Origin of the sequence: Propionibacterium cyclohexanicum (assembly GCF_900111365.1) — a bacterium.
Classification (GTDB): Bacteria; Actinomycetota; Actinomycetes; order Propionibacteriales; family Propionibacteriaceae; genus Propionibacterium; species Propionibacterium cyclohexanicum.
Genome location: NZ_FOGZ01000003.1, coordinates 78,805 through 97,649, shown reverse-complemented (window position 1 = coordinate 97,649; position 18,845 = coordinate 78,805). Strand labels below are relative to the sequence as shown.

The window sequence follows — 18,845 nt, the reverse complement described above, 5'->3', positions numbered from 1 at the left end:
TGCTGCTTTTCCGCTGATGAAAGGATTGCACGCCATATCCAGGAATTCAAATATGTGAATGATAATCAGAATGATTCGCAGCAGTGCGCATGAATTGAACTGCGAATGAAAATCAACAGCGTCTCGACTTTCAATTCCAGGTGGGGTCAGAATTGACTGTGTTAATGGAAATGAAATCCACTCTCATATCAGTGTTCTGGTGAATTGTGACGAGGACTGGCTGGGGTCCTGTCCCGGCAGGTCCTCGGTGCAGGCGGCGCACCCCTGGGACGTGCTGGCTCGAGAGCCCGAGTCCGGCAGGTCCCCGATGCAGGCGGCGGACCCTCGTTGACCGCGATCACGCCGTCACTGCCGAACCAAAAGTGGGCACCACGCGGAGGGTCTGTCACTATTCGGGTTGCCCGGGCTGTGGTGCCCGATTCTGGTTGTGGAGCGGCCGCGAAGTGGCACTGGAGAGGAAGCGCAGCCGAACTACGTGACGTGATGCCGGGGTTTGACGACTGTGTGTCCCGTGCCGCTGAGACACGTCGCGTCCAGTGCCGTGTGCGTCCCGTCCCGTCCAGCGACATGGGTGTCCCGTGGAGCCCAGTCTTGTGACGTGATCGCCGCCTGGAGCGCTCCTCGCTCAGTCCGCTGACAGCTGCCAGCGCTCGACGAGCCGACAGGCCCCTGACTCGTACCAGCACAGGTCCACTGATTCGGCCTGGCAGCGTGCCGGCACCAGGTCACCCACCTGACGTCGCGTCGAGGCCGGGCTGACAGTTGCCGACAGCACATCGAGGCTGAGATGGGGCACCGGGTCGGGCCCGCCATAGGGAACGACCTGCGGGAATGCGGCGAGGAGCGACGCCGTTGCCTGCCGGAACGGGCTGAGGGGCTGGGGTCTCAGGTAGATCATGCCGCCGGAAAAGACATCGAAGTCAGCCAGCCGGAAATCGAAGGCGCGCATCGATGCGATGGCTCTCGCCACGGCATCGCGCTCCGGCAATTCGTCGAACGGCGCCAGCAGCGTGATGTGCGCATGGCAGAAGCGCGGATCGGCGCTGACGAATCCCGGATCGTAGAAGGCCGTGCGAGCCCGGACGAAGGGCTCCAGCTGGGGCACCGGGATCTCGAGCACCGCATGGCCGCGCCAGCTCTCGGGGCTCCCGTACCGGCCGACTGCCCGGGACGACCCCTCGATGCACGGATGATCGGTCTGCCGGGTCACACTCAGGAGTCTGTGATCCTGCACAGCACATCGCCGCTGGCCACCGGGGTGCCGGCCTCGACGAGTTCGTGCACGATCCCGGAGCGGTGGGCTGCGATGGGCTGTTCCATCTTCATCGCCTCCAGCACTACGACGGTCTCACCCTCATCGACATGCTGGCCCTGGGCGACCGAGGCCTTCACGATCGTGCCCTGCATCGGTGAGGTGAGCGCATCTCCGCTGACCTCGGTGACTTTGCCGCCACCTCGCCCGCGTTTGGTCGGGCGGCGCAGCTTGGGAGCTCGTGGGGCTCCCGCCTGGAGCCCGGCCGGCAGCTTCACCTCGAGACGACGCCCATTGACCTCCACGACGACGCTCTGGCGTTCCGCTGCCTCCTCGACCACGCCGAGTTCGCCGGCATAGGGCTCGATGTGGTTGTCGAACTCTGTCTCGATCCAGTCGGTGAATACGCCGAAGACGCCGTCGGATGCGGTGAAGGCTGGCTCCTCGACGATCGCCTTGTCGAAGGGGATGACGGTGGGCATGCCCTCCAGGACGAACTCGGCCAGCGCGCGCCGGGCACGTTCCAGCGCAGTGTGCCGGTCGGGACCGCTCACCACGAGCTTCGCCACCAGCGAATCGAAGGCCCCAGGGACGCTCATCCCGCGCTTGTAGCCCTCATCGACCCGCACTCCCGGACCGCACGGCGGGCGGAACCTCGTGAGCGTGCCCGGAGCGGGCATGAAATTGCGTCCCGGGTCCTCGGCGTTGATCCTGAACTCGAAGGAATGGCCGACCGAGGGCGGATCGGGGTAGTCCAGGCGTCCGCCGCAGGCGATCCGGAACTGCTCGCGCACCAGATCAATGCCGCTCACCTCTTCGGTGACCGGATGCTCCACCTGGAGGCGGGTGTTGACCTCGAGGAAACTGATGGTGCCGTCCTGGCCGACCAGGAACTCGCAGGTCCCGGCCCCCACATAGCCGGCCTCCTTGAGGATCGCCTTCGACGAGGAGTAGAGCCGGTCCACCTGCTCGGCGCTGAGAAAGGGCGCCGGAGCCTCCTCCACGAGCTTCTGGTGACGCCTCTGCAGCGAGCAGTCGCGAGTGGACACCACCACCACCGTGCCGTACTCATCGGCCAGGCATTGGGTCTCGACATGGCGTGGTTTGTCGAGATAGCGCTCCACGAAGCACTCGCCGCGTCCGAAGGCGGTGACGGCCTCGCGCACCGCCGAGGCATACAGGCTGGGGATCTCCTCGACGGTGCGGGCCACCTTGAGGCCGCGCCCGCCGCCACCGAAGGCCGCCTTGATGGCCACCGGCAGGCCGTTGGTGTTCGCGAACTCGACGATCTCGGCGGCATCGCTCACCGGATCGGGGGTACCCGGCACCTGAGGTGCGCCCACCTTCTGGGCGATGTGACGGGCAGTCACCTTGTCGCCCAGTTTCTCGATGGCGGCCGGCGGGGGGCCGATCCACACCAGCCCGGCATCGATGACGGCCTGGGCGAAACTAGCGTTCTCCGAGAGGAAGCCGTAGCCGGGGTGCACTGCATCGGCGCCGCTGCGGTGCGCGGCGCCGATGATCTTGTCGATGTCGAGATAGGTCTCGGCCGGGGTCGAACCGTTGAGCGCGAACGCCTCGTCGGCCAGCTCCACGAACAGCGAGGACGAGTCGGAGTCCGCATAGACAGCCACGCTCGCCAGGCCGGCGTCCCTCGCTGCACGGATGACACGCACAGCGATCTCACCGCGGTTGGCGACCAACACCTTCGAGATGGTGCGGGTGGGTGCGGAACTCACCACTGGTTCCTCCTCAGGACATAGGACGGCACTGCTGTGGTGAGTCTAGGACAACCGGGCCTCGCTCAGTGCTGCCGTTGGCAGGGCGCGCACCAGAACAACTGGCGTCCCGACAGCACCTCATGGCGGACGGGGGCACCGCACACGAGGCAGGGCTGGCCCTCGCGGCGGTACACATAGACCTCTCCGCCGTGGGCGTCGACCCGTGGCGGACGGTGCATGGCTTCGGGGCTGTGCTCGGGACGAACCGTGTCGATGCGTCCGTCGCGCACTCCAATGGCCATGAGCGCCACGAGATCCGCCCAGATCGCCTCGAAGCTCTCCCGATGCAGCTGGCGGCCCGGGCAGTGCGGGTCGATGTGATTGCGGAACAGCACCTCGGCCCGATAGATGTTGCCCACGCCAGCGAACATCGACTGGTCCATGAGCAGGGCCGCGATCGGCCGCGCTGAGCGGTGGACGCGCTGCCAGGTTCGTTCGGGATCCGCGTCGGCGCGCAGCGGATCGGCGCCCAACTTCTGGGTGGCGAGGGCCTTCTGCTCGACAGTGATGAGGCGGCACAGCTGGGGGCCCCGCAGATCGGCGGCCCACTGCCCATCGCAGATCCGCACCCGCACCTGGCCGATCGCCGGGGCAGTAGGGGCGATACCAAGACTGCCGATGAGCCCGAGGTGGATGTGCAGGACCTCGGTGGGGATCGGTGCATCGAAGTCGATGAACAGATGCTTGCCCCAGGCCTCGGCGTTGCGCAGCGTCGAGCCGTCCACCAGCGCAGCCGATTCCGAGAAACGTCCTTGGGGTGAACTGACCTGAACGGGATGCCCGTCGAACAGCTCCCCGATGCGTTGGGCGAGTCGGTGGAGCACGTGACCTTCGGGCATGATCGCCAGTCTAGGAGCGCAACAGGCAGCTGTCCCGATGCGCCAGCGGAGTTCGGGCGGTCTCAGACCTGCTCGTAGCGTCCGGCCAGCACAACGTCGGGGGCGTCGGCGAGCGCCGTCTCGATCCGGCGACGAGAGACCGGCGTGATCGCCTCGGGCAGTGCCGTGGGCTCGAACCAGCCCACTGCGGAGTTCTCGCCGTCGCCGGTGCCCGCCTCGTCCGTGCTGCCCGGTGCGCAGTGCGCGCGGAAGACATGGTCGACGAAGGAGCAGACATCTCCATTCGGATAACGGATCGGGCCGGTGACGCCCACCATCACGAGCCGGTCGATCCTCACGCGCAGCCCGGTCTCTTCCAGGCACTCCCGCGCGGCCGCTTTCTCGGGGGGCTCGAGCGGCTCGACGATTCCGTCGATGGTCGTCCAGTTGCCGTTGTCGGCGCGCCTGCCGAGCAGCACCTGGGGGCCGGTGTGCGTCTCGCGCAGCACCACCGTCGAGCAGCCGAGCAGCCACAGTGGCTCATGGCCGATACGGCGGCGTAGGTTCACGATGAACTCGGGTGTCGTCATGGAACCTCCATGGGATAGGCAGGGCACCGCCGATTCTAGATGCGGGCTCTTGTGGGCCCGCAGTGATGGAGGCCGATGATGGCGACAGTGCAGAACTGCGTCTGGCGTGACGGCAGGCTCGTGGAGCAGGGATTCCCGCTGGACCAGCTGTCCGAACGTATCGCCGACGGGGCCAACCTGGTCTGGTTGGACTTCCTCAAGCCCCAGCCGCGTCAGCTCACCGAGCTGGCCCGCGAACTGGGCTTCGACCTGCACTCCGTCGAGGACGCCCTGGCACCTCGCGAAAGGGCCAAGGCGGTACGCCACGAAAGCCACTGGTTCATCCTCGTCCACGCCCTGCGGCTCGTTGCCGGCGCGGACTTCCAGTCGCGTATCAGGGCAGCGAAGATCTCTGCGTTCGCGCTGCCGAATGCGCTCATCACGGTGCGGACGGACCCCGACTGGGACATGGGCCAGGTGGTGCGGCGCTGGGAAACCAATCCCCGGCTCGTCGAGATGGGCACTCCCGGCCTGCTGCATGGCCTGCTCGACACCGTCGTGGACGGGCACTTCGAGGTGATCGAGAGGCTGGACGACAGCATGGAGGAGCTGGAGGACCTGCTCTTCGAGGAGGAGGCGAATACCCGTACCGTGCAGCGCCTCACCTACCAGCTGCGTCGCGAGCTCGTGGAAGTGCGGCGCATCTGCCTTCCGATGCGCGAGGTGGTGGCCTCGGTCATCCGCGGCAGCGTTGACCTTTCGGAGTGGGTGATGCCGCTGCGCGGCTACTACGAGGATCTCCACGATCACGTGCAGCGCGAGAGCGAGTGGACCGAGTCGCTGCGCGATCTGGTATCGAGTATCTACGAGACGAACATCTCGCTGGCCGATACCCGGATGAATGTCGTGATGAAGCAATTGTCCGGCTGGGCTGCCATCATCGCCGTGCCCACCTTCATCACTGGCTGGTTTGGCCAGAACGTGCCCTTCCTCGGATTCGGGACCTCCACAGGCGTCTGGGTGTCGACCGGCCTAATCGCGGTCTGCGTCGCTGTCTTGTACGGCGTGTTCAAGTCGAAGGACTGGATCTGATCGCCGGGGCCCGGGGGACCGGCGCCCATGGATCCTTGGCGCCCTCACTTAGGCTGGCGTCGTGTCAGTAGCCCAGGCCGGTGGCCCCAAGCCCTCAGCTTCCCGACGGCGGCCCGAGCGGACCGGGCCAGGGCGGTATGCCCGGCGACTGGCACGGGAGCTCGCAGCGGCGATGGCCCTCGTGACAATGCTCCTGACAGCAAGCTCCTGCGCGGAGCCGAACACGCCCCAGGGCATGGCGACCCGTTCTGCGGCCCAGACTCCGCCCCCGAATACGTCGAGCAGGCCGTCCACCCCGATGCCCGGTGTGACGCTGTCCTCACTCGGGTTTATGCACGGGCCGGCCGGATTCACGGTGCCCGCCGGACTCGACCTGCGCGACCGCGTCGACCAGTCCAATGTCGTCACCCTTGTCGTGCCAGCGGCTCAGGGCCAGGGGCTTCTGGACTATCTGAACGCCAGCCTGCCGGCCTTGGGCTATACGGTCACCGCGCGCAGCGCCGACTCGCTCATCTTCGAGGCGCCGGGCTGGCAGGGTGCGTTCACCATGTCCGATGCGCTGGCTGGACTTACGCTGCGTCGCCTTGCCCAGTGAGCGTGTCGGAATGAATCGTCTTGTGCCGGCGCGGTGCCCTGTCCGGTGAATCGGTCTGTGGTCACCGGGTGCCTCTGGGCGCCGGTTCAGCGCCGAGCGGCCCGGGGATGTTCCTCGGTCCGGGCCGTGTCGTGGACCAGATCGAACCAGCCGACCCCCAGGTCGAGAAGCATCTGGCGCACCAGCGGCAGCGAAATGCCCACCACATTGTGCGGATCGCCGATGACTCCGGTGACGAAGGGTCCGCCCCAGCCGTCGATCGTGAATCCGCCGGCCACATTCTGCGGTTCTCCGGTGGCCACATAGGAGGCGATCTCGGCGTCGGTGAGGTCGGCGAAGCCCACGACCGTCGAGGCCACTCTCGTCGCTTCGTCGCGCTGACCGCCGCGCAGTACGGCGATGTGGTGACCGGTGTGGATCACGCCCTCGCGGCCACGCATCCGGTACCAGCGGACGATGGCAGCTTCGGGGGTGCCGGGCTTGCCGTAGATGTGGCCCTCGATCTCCAGCAGCGTGTCGCAGGCAACCACCACTGCGGGCTCGCTCAGCGTCCCTTCGGCACTCAGTCGTTCGATCACCGAATGGCACTTCGCCGTCGCCAGCCGCCTGGTGAGATGTTCGACGCTCTCGCCCGTCGCCGCCGTCTCGTCGATGGCCGGGCTCGCGGCAACCGGGCTCAGGCCGGCCGCCCGCAGGGTTGTGAGCCGGGCCGGTGAGGAGGACGCGAGAACCAGCTGCATTCCCACATCATAAGTTCCGCCCAGCAGCAGGCCCGGCCGAACGCGGGCGCACCGCTCTCGCCGCTGCCGTTCGCCGGGACTCTCCACGCGCCGCGGCCGCTCGGGTCCGCCGATCGGATGATCCGAGTGGCCGAGGCGGCAACCCGCGCCGCCGGACAGACTAATGACCGGCGAAAGAAACAACTCGACACCCGGGGCGGCCGGCATCACTGCGATCTCATGGGCGGCGCTCGCCGCCTCGATCGTCGCCTCCTTCGGTCTCGGCACCGCCTTGGCCGGCACCATCTTCGGATTGGCGAAAAGGTGGGCGCTGAAGCAGTTCGTCGCCTGGTGACCAGCACCCATCCCTGACCCCGACGAACTCCGAAAGGCACGCACGATGCGCACAGCCAGCATGCTCACAGCCCTGATGCGCACTGCGCTTCCCTCCGGAGTTCGTTGGGGCGCCACCCAGCAGTCCCGGGTGCTCGCCACCCGTCTGGCCTCCGCACTCGGCGTGGCCGGTATATCTGTCGGCGCTCGTGGCCGACGGGCGCTTGTCGCCGCCTCGTGGGTCAGCGCCTGTCTCAGCTGCCTCGCCGGAGCGTTGGTCGATCCGGCGAGGAGGCTGCCTCTCATCTCCTCCGCCTTCGCAGCCTGGTGGCCGACCCTGCTGATCGGCGTCGGTTTGGCAGCGGTGCTCTCGGCTCGCTCGCATACCGTGCGGCTGCTCGGACGCCATCGCCAACTGCTCTCAAGTGGCGGGTCACGCGCCACCGGTCTGGTCATCGGGCTCTCGGCTCCCGACTACCCGATCCTTATCGTGATTGGCGCACAGGCAGCGCGCCTGGCGACCCCGAGCGGAGCGTGGCTAGTGCTGGCGGTACTGCTGGCCATTGTCATCCCGCCGCTGCGCGCCGCCGGCCGATCGGCCACACGGACCGGCCGCACCCCCTGGCTGCCCGCGGTCCTGGCCGGAATCGCCATGCTCATTCACGCCACGGAGCGGCTGTTGCACACTCCCGGGCACAGGTGGCCCTCAATCGTGCCCAGCCATGGCTGGGCGGTCCTTGCAGCCGCGGCCTGTACGGCCGTCGTCGGCGCGTCCACGATGCTCGCCGCGCACTGGCTGGGGCGCCGCCGACTGGCACCCAGGTCCACGCGGATGGATCGTCAGGCCGCGTCGATCGTGATGACCGCGGTCGCCACGAGCTGGGCCGTCCAGTTCGTCCTCGAAACCGTTGGACGCACGGATTTCGTCCCCGCGGTGCCTCTGCTGACGAGCTTCATCGCCGCACTCCTGCTGCGCACCCGGCTGGCCCGGTACCTGTCCCCGGAAGCGCGTGGCTACGGGCTCTTCCTGCTGCGAGACGTCGCGGGTGCCGGTGGCCGCGTCCTTCGGTGGTACGCCCTGAACGCCGTGCTGCTTCTGGCCCCCACCATGGCGGTGGCCGCTTTTCAGTTGCTGATGGCCGGTGCACCGGCAACCGGGCTGCTACTGGCGACGCTGTTCGCGGTCGAGGTGGTCGGTGACGTCGTGGTGGTCCAACGCAAAACCGTGGTGCTGCCCGCCGGCAGGCTCGACGAGATAGGCCTGACCTCGCGCAGTGGCTTGGCGTCCGCGGGCTGTTTCGCGGTGGCGGTGACGGCCGTCGGCGTCGTCGGCTTCAACACGCCCTTCCAGTTCAGCAATGTCACCTCCGTTGCGTCCGTCTCGGCACTCCTGGCCGGCACGGCAGCGCTCCTCGCCATACTGGCCCATCTGGACACCCCCGGCTGGCTCAACGGCCTGTCCGCGACACGAGTGGAGCTGATGCAGTGATCTCGATCTCCGGTCTCGATTTCTCCTACGGAGACCATGTCGTCTTCGCCGGTCTGTCGGTGGAACTGCCCGAGCGCGGCGTGATCGCCCTGCGCGGTAGCAATGGCGTGGGCAAGACGACCCTGTTGAAGCTGCTGGGTGGTCTCCTGCCCAGCGCGAACAACAGTCTGAGGAAGGCGCGGACGCTGTGGCGACTCGTCTATCTCGACACCGACTTCCTGAGCCTCGACTCGCTGACGGTCGCTGAGTACCTCGCTCTGATGGAGCTCGAGCTCGGTGCTGGGGGCGCTGTGTCGTCCGGACTGATTGACCCGGGGATGTTGTCCGTGTGCGTCCGCGAGCTGTCGCTGGGGCAGCGCCAGCGGTGCGTGCTGGCTCTGGCCCTGACCTTGCCGGACGTCGACGTCCTGCTGCTCGATGAGCCCCTGAACGGCCTGGACGCCGCCGCTTCCGCAATCGCGCGAGCGGAGTTGATGCGCGCGGGCCGTCGGTCCACGGTGCTCCTGGCAACCCACGAGGTCAGCGACTGGGCCGAGGCTGACCTCACGCTGTTCCCTGGGTCGACGGTCGACCTTAGCCCGCGGGTGAGCGGAGGTGCCCGATGAAAGGGCCGATCACCTGGCCGAAGCCCCGCTTGCCGCACGTGCCGACAGTGACACCGCATCAAGCTATCGAAATGAACAGCTCAATTAACACCACCACGACGGAGACCCCCGCAATGGAACTTGACACAGAACAGGCCCCGCGGCTCACCAGGATGCGCAAAGTCTACGTCGCCATCCTGGCGCTCTTCCTGGCCGCGCTGACAATCGCCGCGACCGGTTCGACGCTGGAGGAGAAGTCGTTGCGACTGGGCACGGATTCGCCATTCGCGTCCCCACAGGTCCAGTTGACCGTGCTGCGGGTGGCCTCGGGTGCGTGGGCCGTCCTTTTCTCGCTGCTCCAGGCATTCGTCCTGGCGGTGTTGCTGGCCGCCATCGCCCGGGTGCGGCGGCCTGGGCTCGGGTTGAGCTGGTTCTGGGTGCTGGTCGGACAACTCCCGTTCCTGGTCACCGTGGCGGTGATACAGCTGACCGCCGGGACACAGGGCATGACGACCCTGACCAATGTGTCGCTGCGGGTGGGGTTCGGCGTGGTGAGCATCTTGATCTACTCAGGCCTCGCCCGGGCGGCGTTGCGGGTTCAGCCGGTGCGGCTGGCTCTTTTCGTTGGCGTCGCGGTCGCACTCAACACCGCACTGCTGTTGATCGCCCGGTGAGGAGATGATCGAGACGGTCGGCCTGGTCAAGGTCCGGGGACAGCGTCGGGTCGTTGACGACGCATACCTGAAAGTCGCCGGAGGCCGGGTGACGGCCTTCCTCGGCCCGAACGGGGCGGGCAAAAGTTCGACAATGCGCCTGATCGCGGGACTGGATCGCCCCACTGCGGGCACCGCGCTCGTGGACGGCCGTCCGATAGGGTCGTGGGAGCATCCGGCTTCGATGCTGGGCGGACTGCTCGACCCGCCTGCCATCCACCCACGGTGGCGGGTGCACGAACACCTCCGCTACCTCGGTGCTACCCACGGCCTGAGCCGTTCACGGGTCACCGAGGTCGTCGAGGAGTGCGGCCTGGACGGGTTCCGGGACAGGCGCGGACGGGAACTCTCCCTGGGAATGCGGCAGCGTCTGGGCATCGCCATGGCGATCCTGGCCAACCCCGCCAACCTGATGCTCGACGAGCCCGCCAACGGGCTGGACCCACAGGGGATGCGGTGGCTGCGCCGGCTGTTGCGCCACTATGCCGAAGCCGGTGCTGTCGTTCTGCTCTCGTCGCATCAGATGAGAGAGGTGCAGGACATCGCCGACGATGTCGCGGTCATCCTCAACGGACGGATCGTCACCCACCGGCCGATTGCCAAGTTCCTCATCGGAACGGATCAGCGGACAGTTGTCAGGACGCCAGACGCGGATCGGCTCGGCCCGGCGATTCAGCGGGCGGGCGGACGGATCGTCAACGAGCCGGGGCGGCTGGTGGTGGTGGGACTGTCGGGTGACCAAGTGGGTCGACTCGCCTTCGAGCACCAGGCGCAGCTGTGGGAACTGCACACCGAGCTCGCAGCACTCGAGGATGTGTACCTCGACTTCATCGACAGCGAACTCGCCGCCGAGCGGGTAGTCCCGTCGTCCCCGCGGCGGGCCCTGCTGGATATCCATACATCTGCTCCAGGAATCAGCCATGCGCAACCAGCCAACAACTGAACCCGACCTCACGAGCTCCGGTCCGCGAAGGAGCGTCCGCAGCGCAGCGTCCGCGCTGACCGGTGCGCTGGCCTATGAACGAGTTCGGCTGACCAGGTCGCTGTTCACATGGATGCTCCTGGGTGTTGCGATCGTGGTGAGCACGGGTGGCGCATGGCTGAGCGTGACCGCCGGGATCTCGACGAAACTGGACCTGGCGGGCGGCAAGAGCGTGGCCGCGGTCTCCACCGGATTCGCCCTGATCCCGCACCTGGCCGCGCTGTCCGGGCTGGCCTCGATATCGGGAGACGGCGGGACTGCCGTGGCGAGGTCGCTGTTCATGTGGGTGCCAAGCCGGTGGCCGGTCCTCGTCGCGAAGATCGCGCTGCAGGTGGCGGTGGCCGTTGCGCTCTCCGCCGGTGCGGTCGCCGGTGCTCTGACGGGGCTCGCGCTCGGTACCTCAGCCGCCCCGGAGACCTCGGCGGAGGCGCTGAGGGTGGTTCTCGGTGGCGTCCCGGCAGCGGTGCTGCTGGCCCTGCTCGGGTTGGGGATCGGGGCCATCGCGCGACGCGCCATCGACGGCTATCTCATGCTGTTCGGTCTGATCCTGGTGCTGCCGGTGATCGCCGGAGGCTTTGGCCTGGGCAGCCCCGGCCTCGCGTCGGTGGCTCGGTTGCTCCCGATGGCAGCGGCCAATGCGATGTTCGACCCGCTGCAGAACTCAATGACGGCGTCCGCTTGGAGCGACGTCGCCACGCTGACGGTCTGGGCGGCCGGAGCCCTCATCATTGGGTCTTTTGCTCTGTATCGCCGCGACATCACCTAGACACAGGTATTCGCGAACCCGAAATAGTGGGTGGCGCGAGAAGGGCGGATACTGATGGGGAGATCCCATTGATCGCACAAACCACGGAGTGAAGACGTGCCCATACCGACGACGGAGTGGTTCCCGCTCCTGTTGGCGCGCTGGAAGCCGGTGCGGACCGCTGTTCTCGTCGTCGGTGCAGTGCTGGCGGGAATCGCGGCGATCGCGACCGGAGTAGCAGGCTGGGGTCTGTGGCTCGACCTGGCCGCGATCGCCTGCGCCTTTGTGGCGACATGGTTGCCGCCCGCGTGGTTGGGCGTCGGTGTTCTGTTCGCTGTCTCTCTGCTGGTTCCGGTGGAGACGCCGGGCCTGGCAGTCTTCGTCTTGCTGATCGGCCTGTTCGACGTGGCCGTCGAGTCACGGCCTTGGCTCCGGTTCACGATGCTGGTTCTGGCCATTGCCGGTGCGGTGATCTGGAGCACCGAGTACCTTCTTGGCGGCGCCATCGTCGGCGCGTTGTTCTTTGCTGCATGGATGTCGGGGGCCATGGTGAGGGTGGTGGCAATCCAGTCGTCGCTTCGTCTCGAACTCGAAGTCGCGCGCGGGGAGGCGGAGAGGATCGGGCTGGCCCGTGACATGCACGATGTGGTGGCCGGTTCCATCTCCCATGTGGTGCTTTCGGCCGCAGAGTTGCTGGCCCGGACCGATCTGTCCACCCAGACCAGGCAACAGGTCGAGGGAATACGCGAAGAGGCACGCACAACGCTGGTCGAATTGCGCCAAGTGATCGGTCTGTTGAGGACGAAGCCAACCGCGTCCGCTGCTCCGGCTGATCTGACCGCGCAGTGGCTGCGGACGCGCGGGATGCTCGTCTCGTGTGGATTCACGCTGGACGCGAAGGTCGAACTCGAACCAGACGCATCCCGCGCCGCGATCTCGGTGCTGACCGCCGCGCTGCGCGAACTGGGCGCCAACGCCGTCCGTCACGGCGATTCGGCAGGTCCCGTGAGCGTGACGCTGAACGCGAACCGTGACCGGCTGAACCTGATAGTTTCCAACCGGATCAGGCCAGCCAACCCGGATCTGCCCACCTCGGGCACGGGGCTGGAGGGGCTCAGGGAGAGGCTTGCGCAGGTCGGCGGCACGATCACAACCCAGTGCGACGCCGGTCAGTGGATGGCGGTGGTCCGAATCCCCAGATGGGGCAACGCCGAGGGCGGGGAGATGACCGAAAGTGAGCGTGATGACCCGGATTGGACTGGCCGACGACGACGCGCTCGCGCGTCGGGCACTCGGCGCGATCATGTCTCGTTTCGACGACCTGGACCTGCGCTGGGCGGTGAGGGACGGGCAGCAGGCGGTCGACAGGCTGACTGACGGCAACCCTGATGATCAGGTGGACGTGCTGCTGCTCGACGTCCAGATGCCGGTGCTGGGGGGCATCCCGGCGTGCCGGCTGTTGCAGGCGGTGCGTCCGAAACCGCCGGTGATCATGCTGACCACCTTCGAAGCGGCGGGCTTCCTCGCAGAAGCGCTGGACGCCGGCGCGATCGGTTTCCTCACCAAGGACGAGGCGCCGGAGCGGATCGCTGACGCGATCCGAGCAGCGCGCGCTGGGAATGGCGTCTTCTCGCCGAGCGCGACAAGTGCCCTGACTTCGGTGGCGGGCTCGGTGCTGCACGAAAAGTCTCCGAACCCGCTCACCGCAAAGGAAATGGATGTGCTGTGCCTGGTGGTCGAGTCGCTCACGAATCGCCAGATCGCAGCGCGCCTGGGAGTTTCCGAGGCAACGGTGAAAACCCACATCTCCGCGATCCTCACGAAGCTGGACTGCGCCGACCGGGTGGGAATGGTGACCTGGGCGTTCCGCAGCGGCGCAATCTGATCCGGGTGGCGTCCGGTTTCAGCGGCACAGAACGGGGAACATCCGGCACATGGCGGCGCTGATCGAATCGGGGTTCGCAGAATGGGGCCCCGGCACCGCGGGCGTGACGGCGAAGATGATCGAGACGATGACTGCGGCGGCAATAGTCCGCATGGTTGGCTCCTTGACCGGTCGAGTAGGGAACACCCCCGCTGACGCCACCTGCGATTGTACTCAGTAGAGCCGCCAAAAGAATGTGCGGGCGCTGGGCCAGTCGACATAGCTGAACACCTCGGTGGCGCGCTGTGTGAGGGTGCGGGCGAGCTTTTGGATCTCGGTGAGTAGCCGGGCTTCGGCGAGCAGGGTCCGGCGGGCTCGGTAGAGCGGGTCGCTCTTCATGCCCCCTCTGCCGAAGCTGCCAGGATCCTCAATTCTCTGTGGGATCAGACTCGTTTCCGGAGCCGGGGCGATTTGATGTAGCATTCTCGCGCGAGTAGTCCGAGAGCCGGATTCTGCGAATCATCGCTCAGGCCCTGTCTATCGATACTCGCCATAAAGGCGGCTCATAGTGGGATGACATGACTGAACTGAAGAAGCAGAGAAGCTCGTGGGTCACCGGGACGATCGTTGTGTGGTTGTGTGCGGCGGGATTGTCGCAATTGGGTGATTACGTGTGGAACTTCACGTTGAGCTGGACGAGCTCGGGATTCGGCGGGGTTTTCGCCGGGGCGGTGAGTGCCCTGTCCAGCGCGATCATGGTCGTCAGTCTGCTGTTTGGTGGTGTCGCTGGGGATCGGACGGGTCAGCGGCGTCTGCTCATCGGCACCCTTGTCGTGTCGGTGCTGGCCCTGGGCTGTTTCCTCGGTGCGTGGCGTCTGGGCGTGGCGTCTGGGCGTGCCGCTGGTAGCCCTGCTGGTGGGCTATGCCGTGATTGCCGCGGTGATCGATGGTTTCCGTTCACCGTCCGAGCTCGTCTTCATTCGTCAGTTCGTCGAGCCTGAAGATGTGCCCCGTGCGATGTCGGTGAGCAGCACCCTGGGTACCGTCGCGACCTTGGCCGGCCCGGGCCTGGGTGGCCTGCTCATCGCCTGGGGTGGCCTGCCCGCTCCCATCGTCTTCGACATCGTCACCTTCCTGCTCGTGATCGGCGTGCTCGTGCGGTTGCATCCCAGACATGAGCTGACCGGGAACCCCTCAACGGGAAACACCCTCACCCAGTTGCGCGAGGGGCTGTCGGCCCTGCGCCGCCATCGCAGCGGCAGGGCGTTGGTGGCATCGCTTGTCCTGGTTGCGGGAGGATTGCTTCCGGTGACGAATCTGCTCGTGCCATTGCTGGCCCGCTCCCGCGCCTGGTCGGCGGGCGCCACCGGCGCGATCGTCATGGCGTCCACGGCCGGGACAGTGCTCGTCAGTGCCGCTCTGGCCATCTTCGGTCCACTCCACCGGGCCCAAGTGGCCTTGGTGGCCGGTGTGGGCCTTGCCTGCTTCGCTGTCGCTGCGATGGCTGTGCTGCCCTCGTCGTGGGCGGTGGGTGGTGCCGCGTTCCTTCTGGGCGCCGGGCTCATGGTCTTCAGCGGGCACCTGTCGCCGCTGTTCGTCCTGCTCACTCCCGCCAAGCTGCAGTCCCGGTTCGCGTCTGTGCTCGTGATGGCCCAGATGATGCCCGCCGTGGTCACCAATCTGCTGCTCGGTACGCTGACTCAGCGCTGGGGCACCCCCCTCGCGCTCGGGTGCTGCGCAATCCTCGGGCTCGCCGGAACCGTGCCCCTGCTGGCCTGCGCACCACTGCGCCAGGCGCGGCTGGGGGCCAGCAGGACCCCCGCCGAAGCCTGACGAACCGAGCACGACCCATGAGGTTCGCACAGATGTCCTCTTGTTCACGGAAATCTGGTATTCCCACTCCGCATAACGCGATAACAACCTCACAGCTCCGACCAAGGGGGAATTCCGATTCCCACTGAATTGTACTTCCATTTCATGGCCGCTGTGGTGCCCACCAGAAGCACGAGAATTGAACAACTCAGCGCAGGCTCGACCCCCAGGCCTCCCGGCCGTGCATCAGCGGCTGGCGGATCGTGCGCCAGTAGGATTTCCAGCCGCTGAGCTGGGTGCGGTCCACGTTCTCCCTGGCAGGGGCGGGCGCGAGCATCGCGCTCAGTACCACGCTCAGCGCCCCCAGCTCCTCGTCGGTGGGTTCTCCCTTGGTCACCTGGAGCGGGAAGACCGGTGACTGACCCTCGCTGCGTGCACTCACAGCGGGATGTTCCCATGCTTCTTGGGCGGCAGCGATTCGCGCTTGGTGCGCAGCAGACGCAGGAAGCGGATCACCTGGGAGCGTGTCTCGTGCGGGTAGATCACCTGGTCGAAGTAGCCCCGCTCCGCCGCGACATAGGGATTGGACATCTGGGCGTCGTATTCCTCGATGAGCCGGCGACGCTCCGCCTCGGGATCGGCGGCTGCGGCGATCCGTTTGCGGTGCAGGATGCTCACCGCCCCATCGGCGCCCATCACCGCGATCTGGGCGGTGGGCCAGGCCAGGTTGATATCGGCCCCCAGATGCTTGGAACCCATGACGATATAGGCCCCGCCATAGGCCTTGCGGGTGACAACCGTCATCTTCGGCACTGTCGCCTCGCAGTAGGCATAGATGAGCTTGGCGCCCCGATGAATGATCCCGTTGTGCTCCTGCTCCACACCGGGTAGGAATCCCGGCACGTCGACGAATGAGAGGATCGGGATGTTGAAGGCATCGCAGGTGCGCACGAAGCGCGCCGCCTTCTCGCTCGCCTTGATGTCCAGACAGCCCGCATACTGGAGCGGCTGATTCGCCACGATGCCGATGCTGCGGCCCTCGACGCGCCCGAAACCGCAGATCACATTGCCGGCGTAGAGGGCCATGACCTCGAGGAATTCGTCGTCGTCGAGGACGGTTCGGATCACCTCGCGCATGTCATAGGCCTGCGAGGGGGAATCCGGCATGAGCGTGTCGAGAGTGCGGTCGTGATCGGTGATCGGCACATCGATGTCGTCGGGGAACTCGTAGACCGGGGCGTCCTCGAGATTGTTCTGCGGCAGATAGCTGATGAGGTCGCGGGCGTACTCGATGGCATCGGCCTCGTCGGCGGCCAGGTAGTGGGCGTTGCCGGCGATCGCATTGTGGGTGCGTCCACCGCCCAGCTCCTCCATGGTGACGTCCTCGCCGGTGACGGTCTTGATCACGTCGGGTCCGGTGATGAACATCTGGCTCGTCTGGTCGACCATGACGACGAAGTCGGTGAGGGCCGGGGAGTACACGTGCCCGCCGGCAGCCGCGCCCATGATGATGCTGATCTGCGGGATCACGCCGCTGGCCATGGTGTTGCGGCGGAAGATCTCGCCATACATCGCCAGCGAGGCCACGCCCTCCTGGATGCGGGCGCCGCCGCCCTCATTCATGCCGATGAGGGGGACGCCGGTCTTCGTGGCGAAGTCGATGATCTTGCAGATCTTCTCACCGTGCGCCTGCCCCAGCGAGCCACCGAAGATGCCGACGTCCTCGCTGAACACGCACACCGGGCGCTCGTGGATTGCCCCCACCCCGATGATCACGCCGTCGCCATACGGGCGGTTGTTCTCCATCCCGAAGGCGTGGCTGCGGTGTCGGCTGAACTCGTCCATCTCGGTGAAGGTGCCCTCGTCCAGCAACGCGAGAATGCGCTCCCTGGCTGTCATCTTGCCGCGGGCATGCTGCTTCTCGACGCTGGACGCAGAGGCCGCATGCACCGCCGAGTCGATCCGCTCACCGAGATCGGCGAGCTTCCCGGCAGTGGTGTGGATGTTCGTCGCCATGCACGAAACCTTAGCGGCCGCGATGGACAGCCCCGGGCAACGCGGCGGCCCTGGTGGGCACAATGGTCGCTGTGAGCGGGGACGAGAGCGACGGTGCGAGGACCAATGGCTGGGACAACCCGGACTTCGTGGACCGGACGGAGGCGGTCGTGCGGCTCGGCTCGATGCTGCTCAGCGCGGGCACTGGTGCCTATCGGGTGAAGCACGCGATGGCGAGGGCCGCGATGGCCCTGGGCATGGACCGCCACGATGCTGCCGTTTCGCTCACCGAGATCATCACGACCACGCATATGGGCGACAACTTCCGCACCGTCGTCCGCGAAGTTCCGCGGGTGGCCGTGGATGCCCGGCGCATCGAGGCGCTCGAGACCTTGTCGAGGAATATGCCGAACGGCTGCGACGCCTTCTTCCTGGAGAGCCGTCTCGATCACATCTCTCGTCACGTGAAATCGATCTGGCCTGCCTGGCTCAATGTGCTCTCGGCCGGGATGGCGTGCGCCGCGTTCGCTGTGCTCAATCGGTTCAGCATCGAGGAAGCACTCGTGGTGCTCATCGCCTCGGCCAGCGGACAGGCCGTGCGCCGTACGCTCGCGCGCCGTGAGGCGAACCAGTTCGGAGTGGCGGCCATCGCCGGGGCAGTGTCCAGCCTGGTCTACCTCATCGTCTCCGTGCTGTGCCGCGCCCAGCCATGGCTTCCGCTGCACAATGTCGACGGAACCGGTTATGTGGCGGCCATCTTGTTCCTCGTTCCCGGATTTCCCATGATGACCGCCGTCCTCGATATCGCCCGGCTCGACTTCGGTGCCGGCCTGCCGCGAGCCTTCTATGCGATGGCGATCGTCTTGTCGGCCGGGGCCGGTGCGTGGGCGATCTGCCTGGTATTCGGGCTGGAGCCGTTGCCGCCTGGCTATCAGATCACCGGCGTGTGGTGGTGGATCGCCATCGCTGTGAGCACCTTCATCGGTATCTGTGGTTTCGCAGTGATGTTCAATTCCACACCGGCGATGATCTGGCGGGCGGCGCTGGCCGGGACGCTTGCCAATCTCACCCGCTTCGCGCTGTCCGCAGCCGGCGTGCCGGATGCGGCCGGCAGTTTCATCGGCGGCCTCATCACCGGCCTGCTCGCCTTCGCCTTCGCCAACCACAACACGCTGCCGCGCATCACCTTGTCGGTCCCGGGTTCGGTGATCATGGTGCCGGGTGCTGCGATGTATCGCACGCTGTACTGGTTCAACGCGAGCAACACCACCCAGGCGATCACCTTCGGCATGGACGCCCTCATCGGCGTGCTCGCCCTGGCGTCCGGACTGGCAGCGGCCCGGATGTGCACGGACCCGGGTTGGACGATCATGCGCTGGCGCCCCAGCCCGCACGCCTTCCGAACCGAGGAGGGCAGCACCCTCATCGGCTGAGCGCGCCGCTGCGAAATGGCAAGGACAAAGCCCGTGGCTTCTGGGACCGGGCTTCGCCCGTGGCTTTTG

The 18,845-nt window shown here is 66.6% G+C and carries 21 protein-coding genes; 12 read left to right on the top strand and 9 right to left on the bottom strand.

The window, feature by feature from the left end; genetic code table 11:
• Positions 1–625: 625 nt before the first annotated feature.
• From BMX93_RS02635 to BMX93_RS02620, 4 genes are all read right to left on the bottom strand, one after another.
• Entirely contained in the window at positions 626–1,210 is a 585-nt protein-coding gene (locus tag BMX93_RS02635; RefSeq protein WP_245725685.1) for a 2'-5' RNA ligase family protein, read from the bottom strand.
• A gap of 2 nt (positions 1,211–1,212) precedes the next feature.
• Positions 1,213–2,991, bottom strand: coding sequence for an acetyl/propionyl/methylcrotonyl-CoA carboxylase subunit alpha (locus BMX93_RS02630; protein ID WP_425438733.1), 1,779 nt, complete (start codon positions 2,989–2,991; stop codon positions 1,213–1,215).
• Between the two features lie 65 nt (positions 2,992–3,056).
• Positions 3,057–3,872, bottom strand: a complete 816-nt coding sequence (locus BMX93_RS02625; protein WP_091967436.1) for an Fpg/Nei family DNA glycosylase — start codon at positions 3,870–3,872, stop codon at positions 3,057–3,059.
• A 62-nt stretch (positions 3,873–3,934) separates the two neighbouring features.
• On the bottom strand, positions 3,935–4,441 hold the full coding sequence (locus BMX93_RS02620; RefSeq protein ID WP_091967434.1) for an NUDIX hydrolase: 507 nt from the start codon (positions 4,439–4,441) through the stop codon (positions 3,935–3,937).
• A 75-nt stretch (positions 4,442–4,516) separates the two neighbouring features.
• Here BMX93_RS02620 and BMX93_RS02615 point away from each other — a divergent pair, with 75 nt between their 5' ends.
• On the top strand, positions 4,517–5,512 hold the full coding sequence (locus tag BMX93_RS02615) for a magnesium transporter CorA family protein (RefSeq protein WP_091967432.1): 996 nt from the start codon (positions 4,517–4,519) through the stop codon (positions 5,510–5,512).
• A 61-nt stretch (positions 5,513–5,573) separates the two neighbouring features.
• The gene (locus BMX93_RS12650) at positions 5,574–6,107 is read left to right on the top strand and encodes a hypothetical protein (RefSeq protein WP_143052791.1); all 534 of its coding nucleotides are present in this window, start codon (positions 5,574–5,576) and stop codon (positions 6,105–6,107) included.
• A gap of 86 nt (positions 6,108–6,193) precedes the next feature.
• On the opposite strand, the gene BMX93_RS02605 is transcribed toward BMX93_RS12650, so the two are convergent.
• Positions 6,194–6,847 carry a Maf family protein gene (locus BMX93_RS02605; protein ID WP_143052790.1) on the bottom strand — a complete coding sequence of 218 codons (654 nt, stop codon included), beginning with the start codon at positions 6,845–6,847 and terminating at the stop codon, positions 6,194–6,196.
• Between the two features lie 163 nt (positions 6,848–7,010).
• Here BMX93_RS02605 and BMX93_RS12835 point away from each other — a divergent pair, with 163 nt between their 5' ends.
• From BMX93_RS12835 to BMX93_RS02575, 8 genes are all read left to right on the top strand, one after another.
• Positions 7,011–7,181, top strand: a complete 171-nt coding sequence (locus tag BMX93_RS12835) for a hypothetical protein (RefSeq protein WP_177170029.1) — start codon at positions 7,011–7,013, stop codon at positions 7,179–7,181.
• Between the two features lie 45 nt (positions 7,182–7,226).
• Entirely contained in the window at positions 7,227–8,648 is a 1,422-nt protein-coding gene (locus BMX93_RS12830; protein ID WP_177170028.1) for a hypothetical protein, read from the top strand.
• Positions 8,645–9,253 (top strand): ATP-binding cassette domain-containing protein, encoded by a 609-nt coding sequence (locus BMX93_RS02600; RefSeq protein ID WP_177170027.1) that lies wholly within the window; start codon positions 8,645–8,647, stop codon positions 9,251–9,253. Before BMX93_RS12830 ends, BMX93_RS02600 begins: the two co-directional genes overlap by 4 nt.
• A complete protein-coding gene (locus BMX93_RS02595; protein ID WP_143052789.1) occupies positions 9,250–9,906 on the top strand; it encodes a hypothetical protein in 657 nt (218 codons plus the stop codon). Before BMX93_RS02600 ends, BMX93_RS02595 begins: the two co-directional genes overlap by 4 nt.
• 4 nt (positions 9,907–9,910) lie before the next feature.
• A complete protein-coding gene (locus BMX93_RS02590; protein ID WP_091967424.1) occupies positions 9,911–10,888 on the top strand; it encodes an ABC transporter ATP-binding protein in 978 nt (325 codons plus the stop codon).
• Positions 10,866–11,693: a hypothetical protein gene (locus BMX93_RS02585; protein ID WP_091967422.1), complete on the top strand. Its 828-nt coding sequence runs from the start codon at positions 10,866–10,868 to the stop codon at positions 11,691–11,693. The genes BMX93_RS02590 and BMX93_RS02585 overlap by 23 nt, the downstream gene beginning before the upstream one ends.
• A gap of 96 nt (positions 11,694–11,789) precedes the next feature.
• A complete protein-coding gene (locus BMX93_RS13210; protein ID WP_143052788.1) occupies positions 11,790–13,049 on the top strand; it encodes a sensor histidine kinase in 1,260 nt (419 codons plus the stop codon).
• The gene (locus BMX93_RS02575; protein ID WP_245725684.1) at positions 12,976–13,557 is read left to right on the top strand and encodes a response regulator; all 582 of its coding nucleotides are present in this window, start codon (positions 12,976–12,978) and stop codon (positions 13,555–13,557) included. Before BMX93_RS13210 ends, BMX93_RS02575 begins: the two co-directional genes overlap by 74 nt.
• Positions 13,558–13,575: 18 nt before the next feature.
• Here the strand turns inward: BMX93_RS02575 and BMX93_RS13390 are convergent, their stop codons facing one another.
• Positions 13,576–13,710, bottom strand: a complete 135-nt coding sequence (locus BMX93_RS13390; protein ID WP_281245633.1) for a hypothetical protein — start codon at positions 13,708–13,710, stop codon at positions 13,576–13,578.
• Between the two features lie 60 nt (positions 13,711–13,770).
• The gene (locus tag BMX93_RS12645) at positions 13,771–13,935 is read right to left on the bottom strand and encodes a hypothetical protein (protein WP_177170022.1); all 165 of its coding nucleotides are present in this window, start codon (positions 13,933–13,935) and stop codon (positions 13,771–13,773) included.
• A gap of 336 nt (positions 13,936–14,271) precedes the next feature.
• Between BMX93_RS12645 and BMX93_RS02570 the strand changes: the two genes are divergently transcribed.
• On the top strand, positions 14,272–15,369 hold the full coding sequence (locus BMX93_RS02570; protein ID WP_091967416.1) for an MFS transporter: 1,098 nt from the start codon (positions 14,272–14,274) through the stop codon (positions 15,367–15,369).
• A gap of 187 nt (positions 15,370–15,556) precedes the next feature.
• On the opposite strand, the gene BMX93_RS02565 is transcribed toward BMX93_RS02570, so the two are convergent.
• Both BMX93_RS02565 and BMX93_RS02560 read right to left on the bottom strand, forming a co-directional pair.
• Complete coding sequence (locus tag BMX93_RS02565) at positions 15,557–15,790, bottom strand: acyl-CoA carboxylase subunit epsilon (protein ID WP_245725683.1); 234 nt, start codon at positions 15,788–15,790, stop codon at positions 15,557–15,559.
• Positions 15,787–17,364 carry an acyl-CoA carboxylase subunit beta gene (locus BMX93_RS02560; RefSeq protein WP_091967414.1) on the bottom strand — a complete coding sequence of 526 codons (1,578 nt, stop codon included), beginning with the start codon at positions 17,362–17,364 and terminating at the stop codon, positions 15,787–15,789. Before BMX93_RS02560 ends, BMX93_RS02565 begins: the two co-directional genes overlap by 4 nt.
• A 71-nt stretch (positions 17,365–17,435) precedes the next feature.
• Between BMX93_RS02560 and BMX93_RS02555 the strand changes: the two genes are divergently transcribed.
• A complete protein-coding gene (locus BMX93_RS02555; protein ID WP_281245632.1) occupies positions 17,436–18,776 on the top strand; it encodes a threonine/serine exporter family protein in 1,341 nt (446 codons plus the stop codon).
• Positions 18,777–18,845: the final 69 nt, after the last annotated feature.

Excerpts from the sequence above, each read along its gene's own strand:
- BMX93_RS02625 (WP_091967436.1), bottom strand. The coding sequence starts at position 3,872 with ATGCCCGAAGGTCACGTGCTCCACCGACTCGCCCAACGCATCGGGGAG.
- BMX93_RS02620 (WP_091967434.1), bottom strand. The coding sequence starts at position 4,441 with ATGACGACACCCGAGTTCATCGTGAACCTACGCCGCCGTATCGGCCAT.
- BMX93_RS02615 (WP_091967432.1), top strand. The coding sequence starts at position 4,517 with ATGATGGCGACAGTGCAGAACTGCGTCTGGCGTGACGGCAGGCTCGTG.
- BMX93_RS02605 (WP_143052790.1), bottom strand. The coding sequence starts at position 6,847 with ATGCAGCTGGTTCTCGCGTCCTCCTCACCGGCCCGGCTCACAACCCTG.
- BMX93_RS12835 (WP_177170029.1), top strand. The coding sequence starts at position 7,011 with ATGACCGGCGAAAGAAACAACTCGACACCCGGGGCGGCCGGCATCACT.
- BMX93_RS12830 (WP_177170028.1), top strand. The coding sequence starts at position 7,227 with ATGCGCACAGCCAGCATGCTCACAGCCCTGATGCGCACTGCGCTTCCC.
- BMX93_RS02595 (WP_143052789.1), top strand. The coding sequence starts at position 9,250 with ATGAAAGGGCCGATCACCTGGCCGAAGCCCCGCTTGCCGCACGTGCCG.
- BMX93_RS02590 (WP_091967424.1), top strand. The coding sequence starts at position 9,911 with ATGATCGAGACGGTCGGCCTGGTCAAGGTCCGGGGACAGCGTCGGGTC.
- BMX93_RS02585 (WP_091967422.1), top strand. The coding sequence starts at position 10,866 with ATGCGCAACCAGCCAACAACTGAACCCGACCTCACGAGCTCCGGTCCG.
- BMX93_RS02575 (WP_245725684.1), top strand. The coding sequence starts at position 12,976 with ATGTCTCGTTTCGACGACCTGGACCTGCGCTGGGCGGTGAGGGACGGG.
- BMX93_RS13390 (WP_281245633.1), bottom strand. The coding sequence starts at position 13,710 with ATGCGGACTATTGCCGCCGCAGTCATCGTCTCGATCATCTTCGCCGTC.
- BMX93_RS12645 (WP_177170022.1), bottom strand. The coding sequence starts at position 13,935 with ATGAAGAGCGACCCGCTCTACCGAGCCCGCCGGACCCTGCTCGCCGAA.
- BMX93_RS02560 (WP_091967414.1), bottom strand. The coding sequence starts at position 17,364 with ATGGCGACGAACATCCACACCACTGCCGGGAAGCTCGCCGATCTCGGT.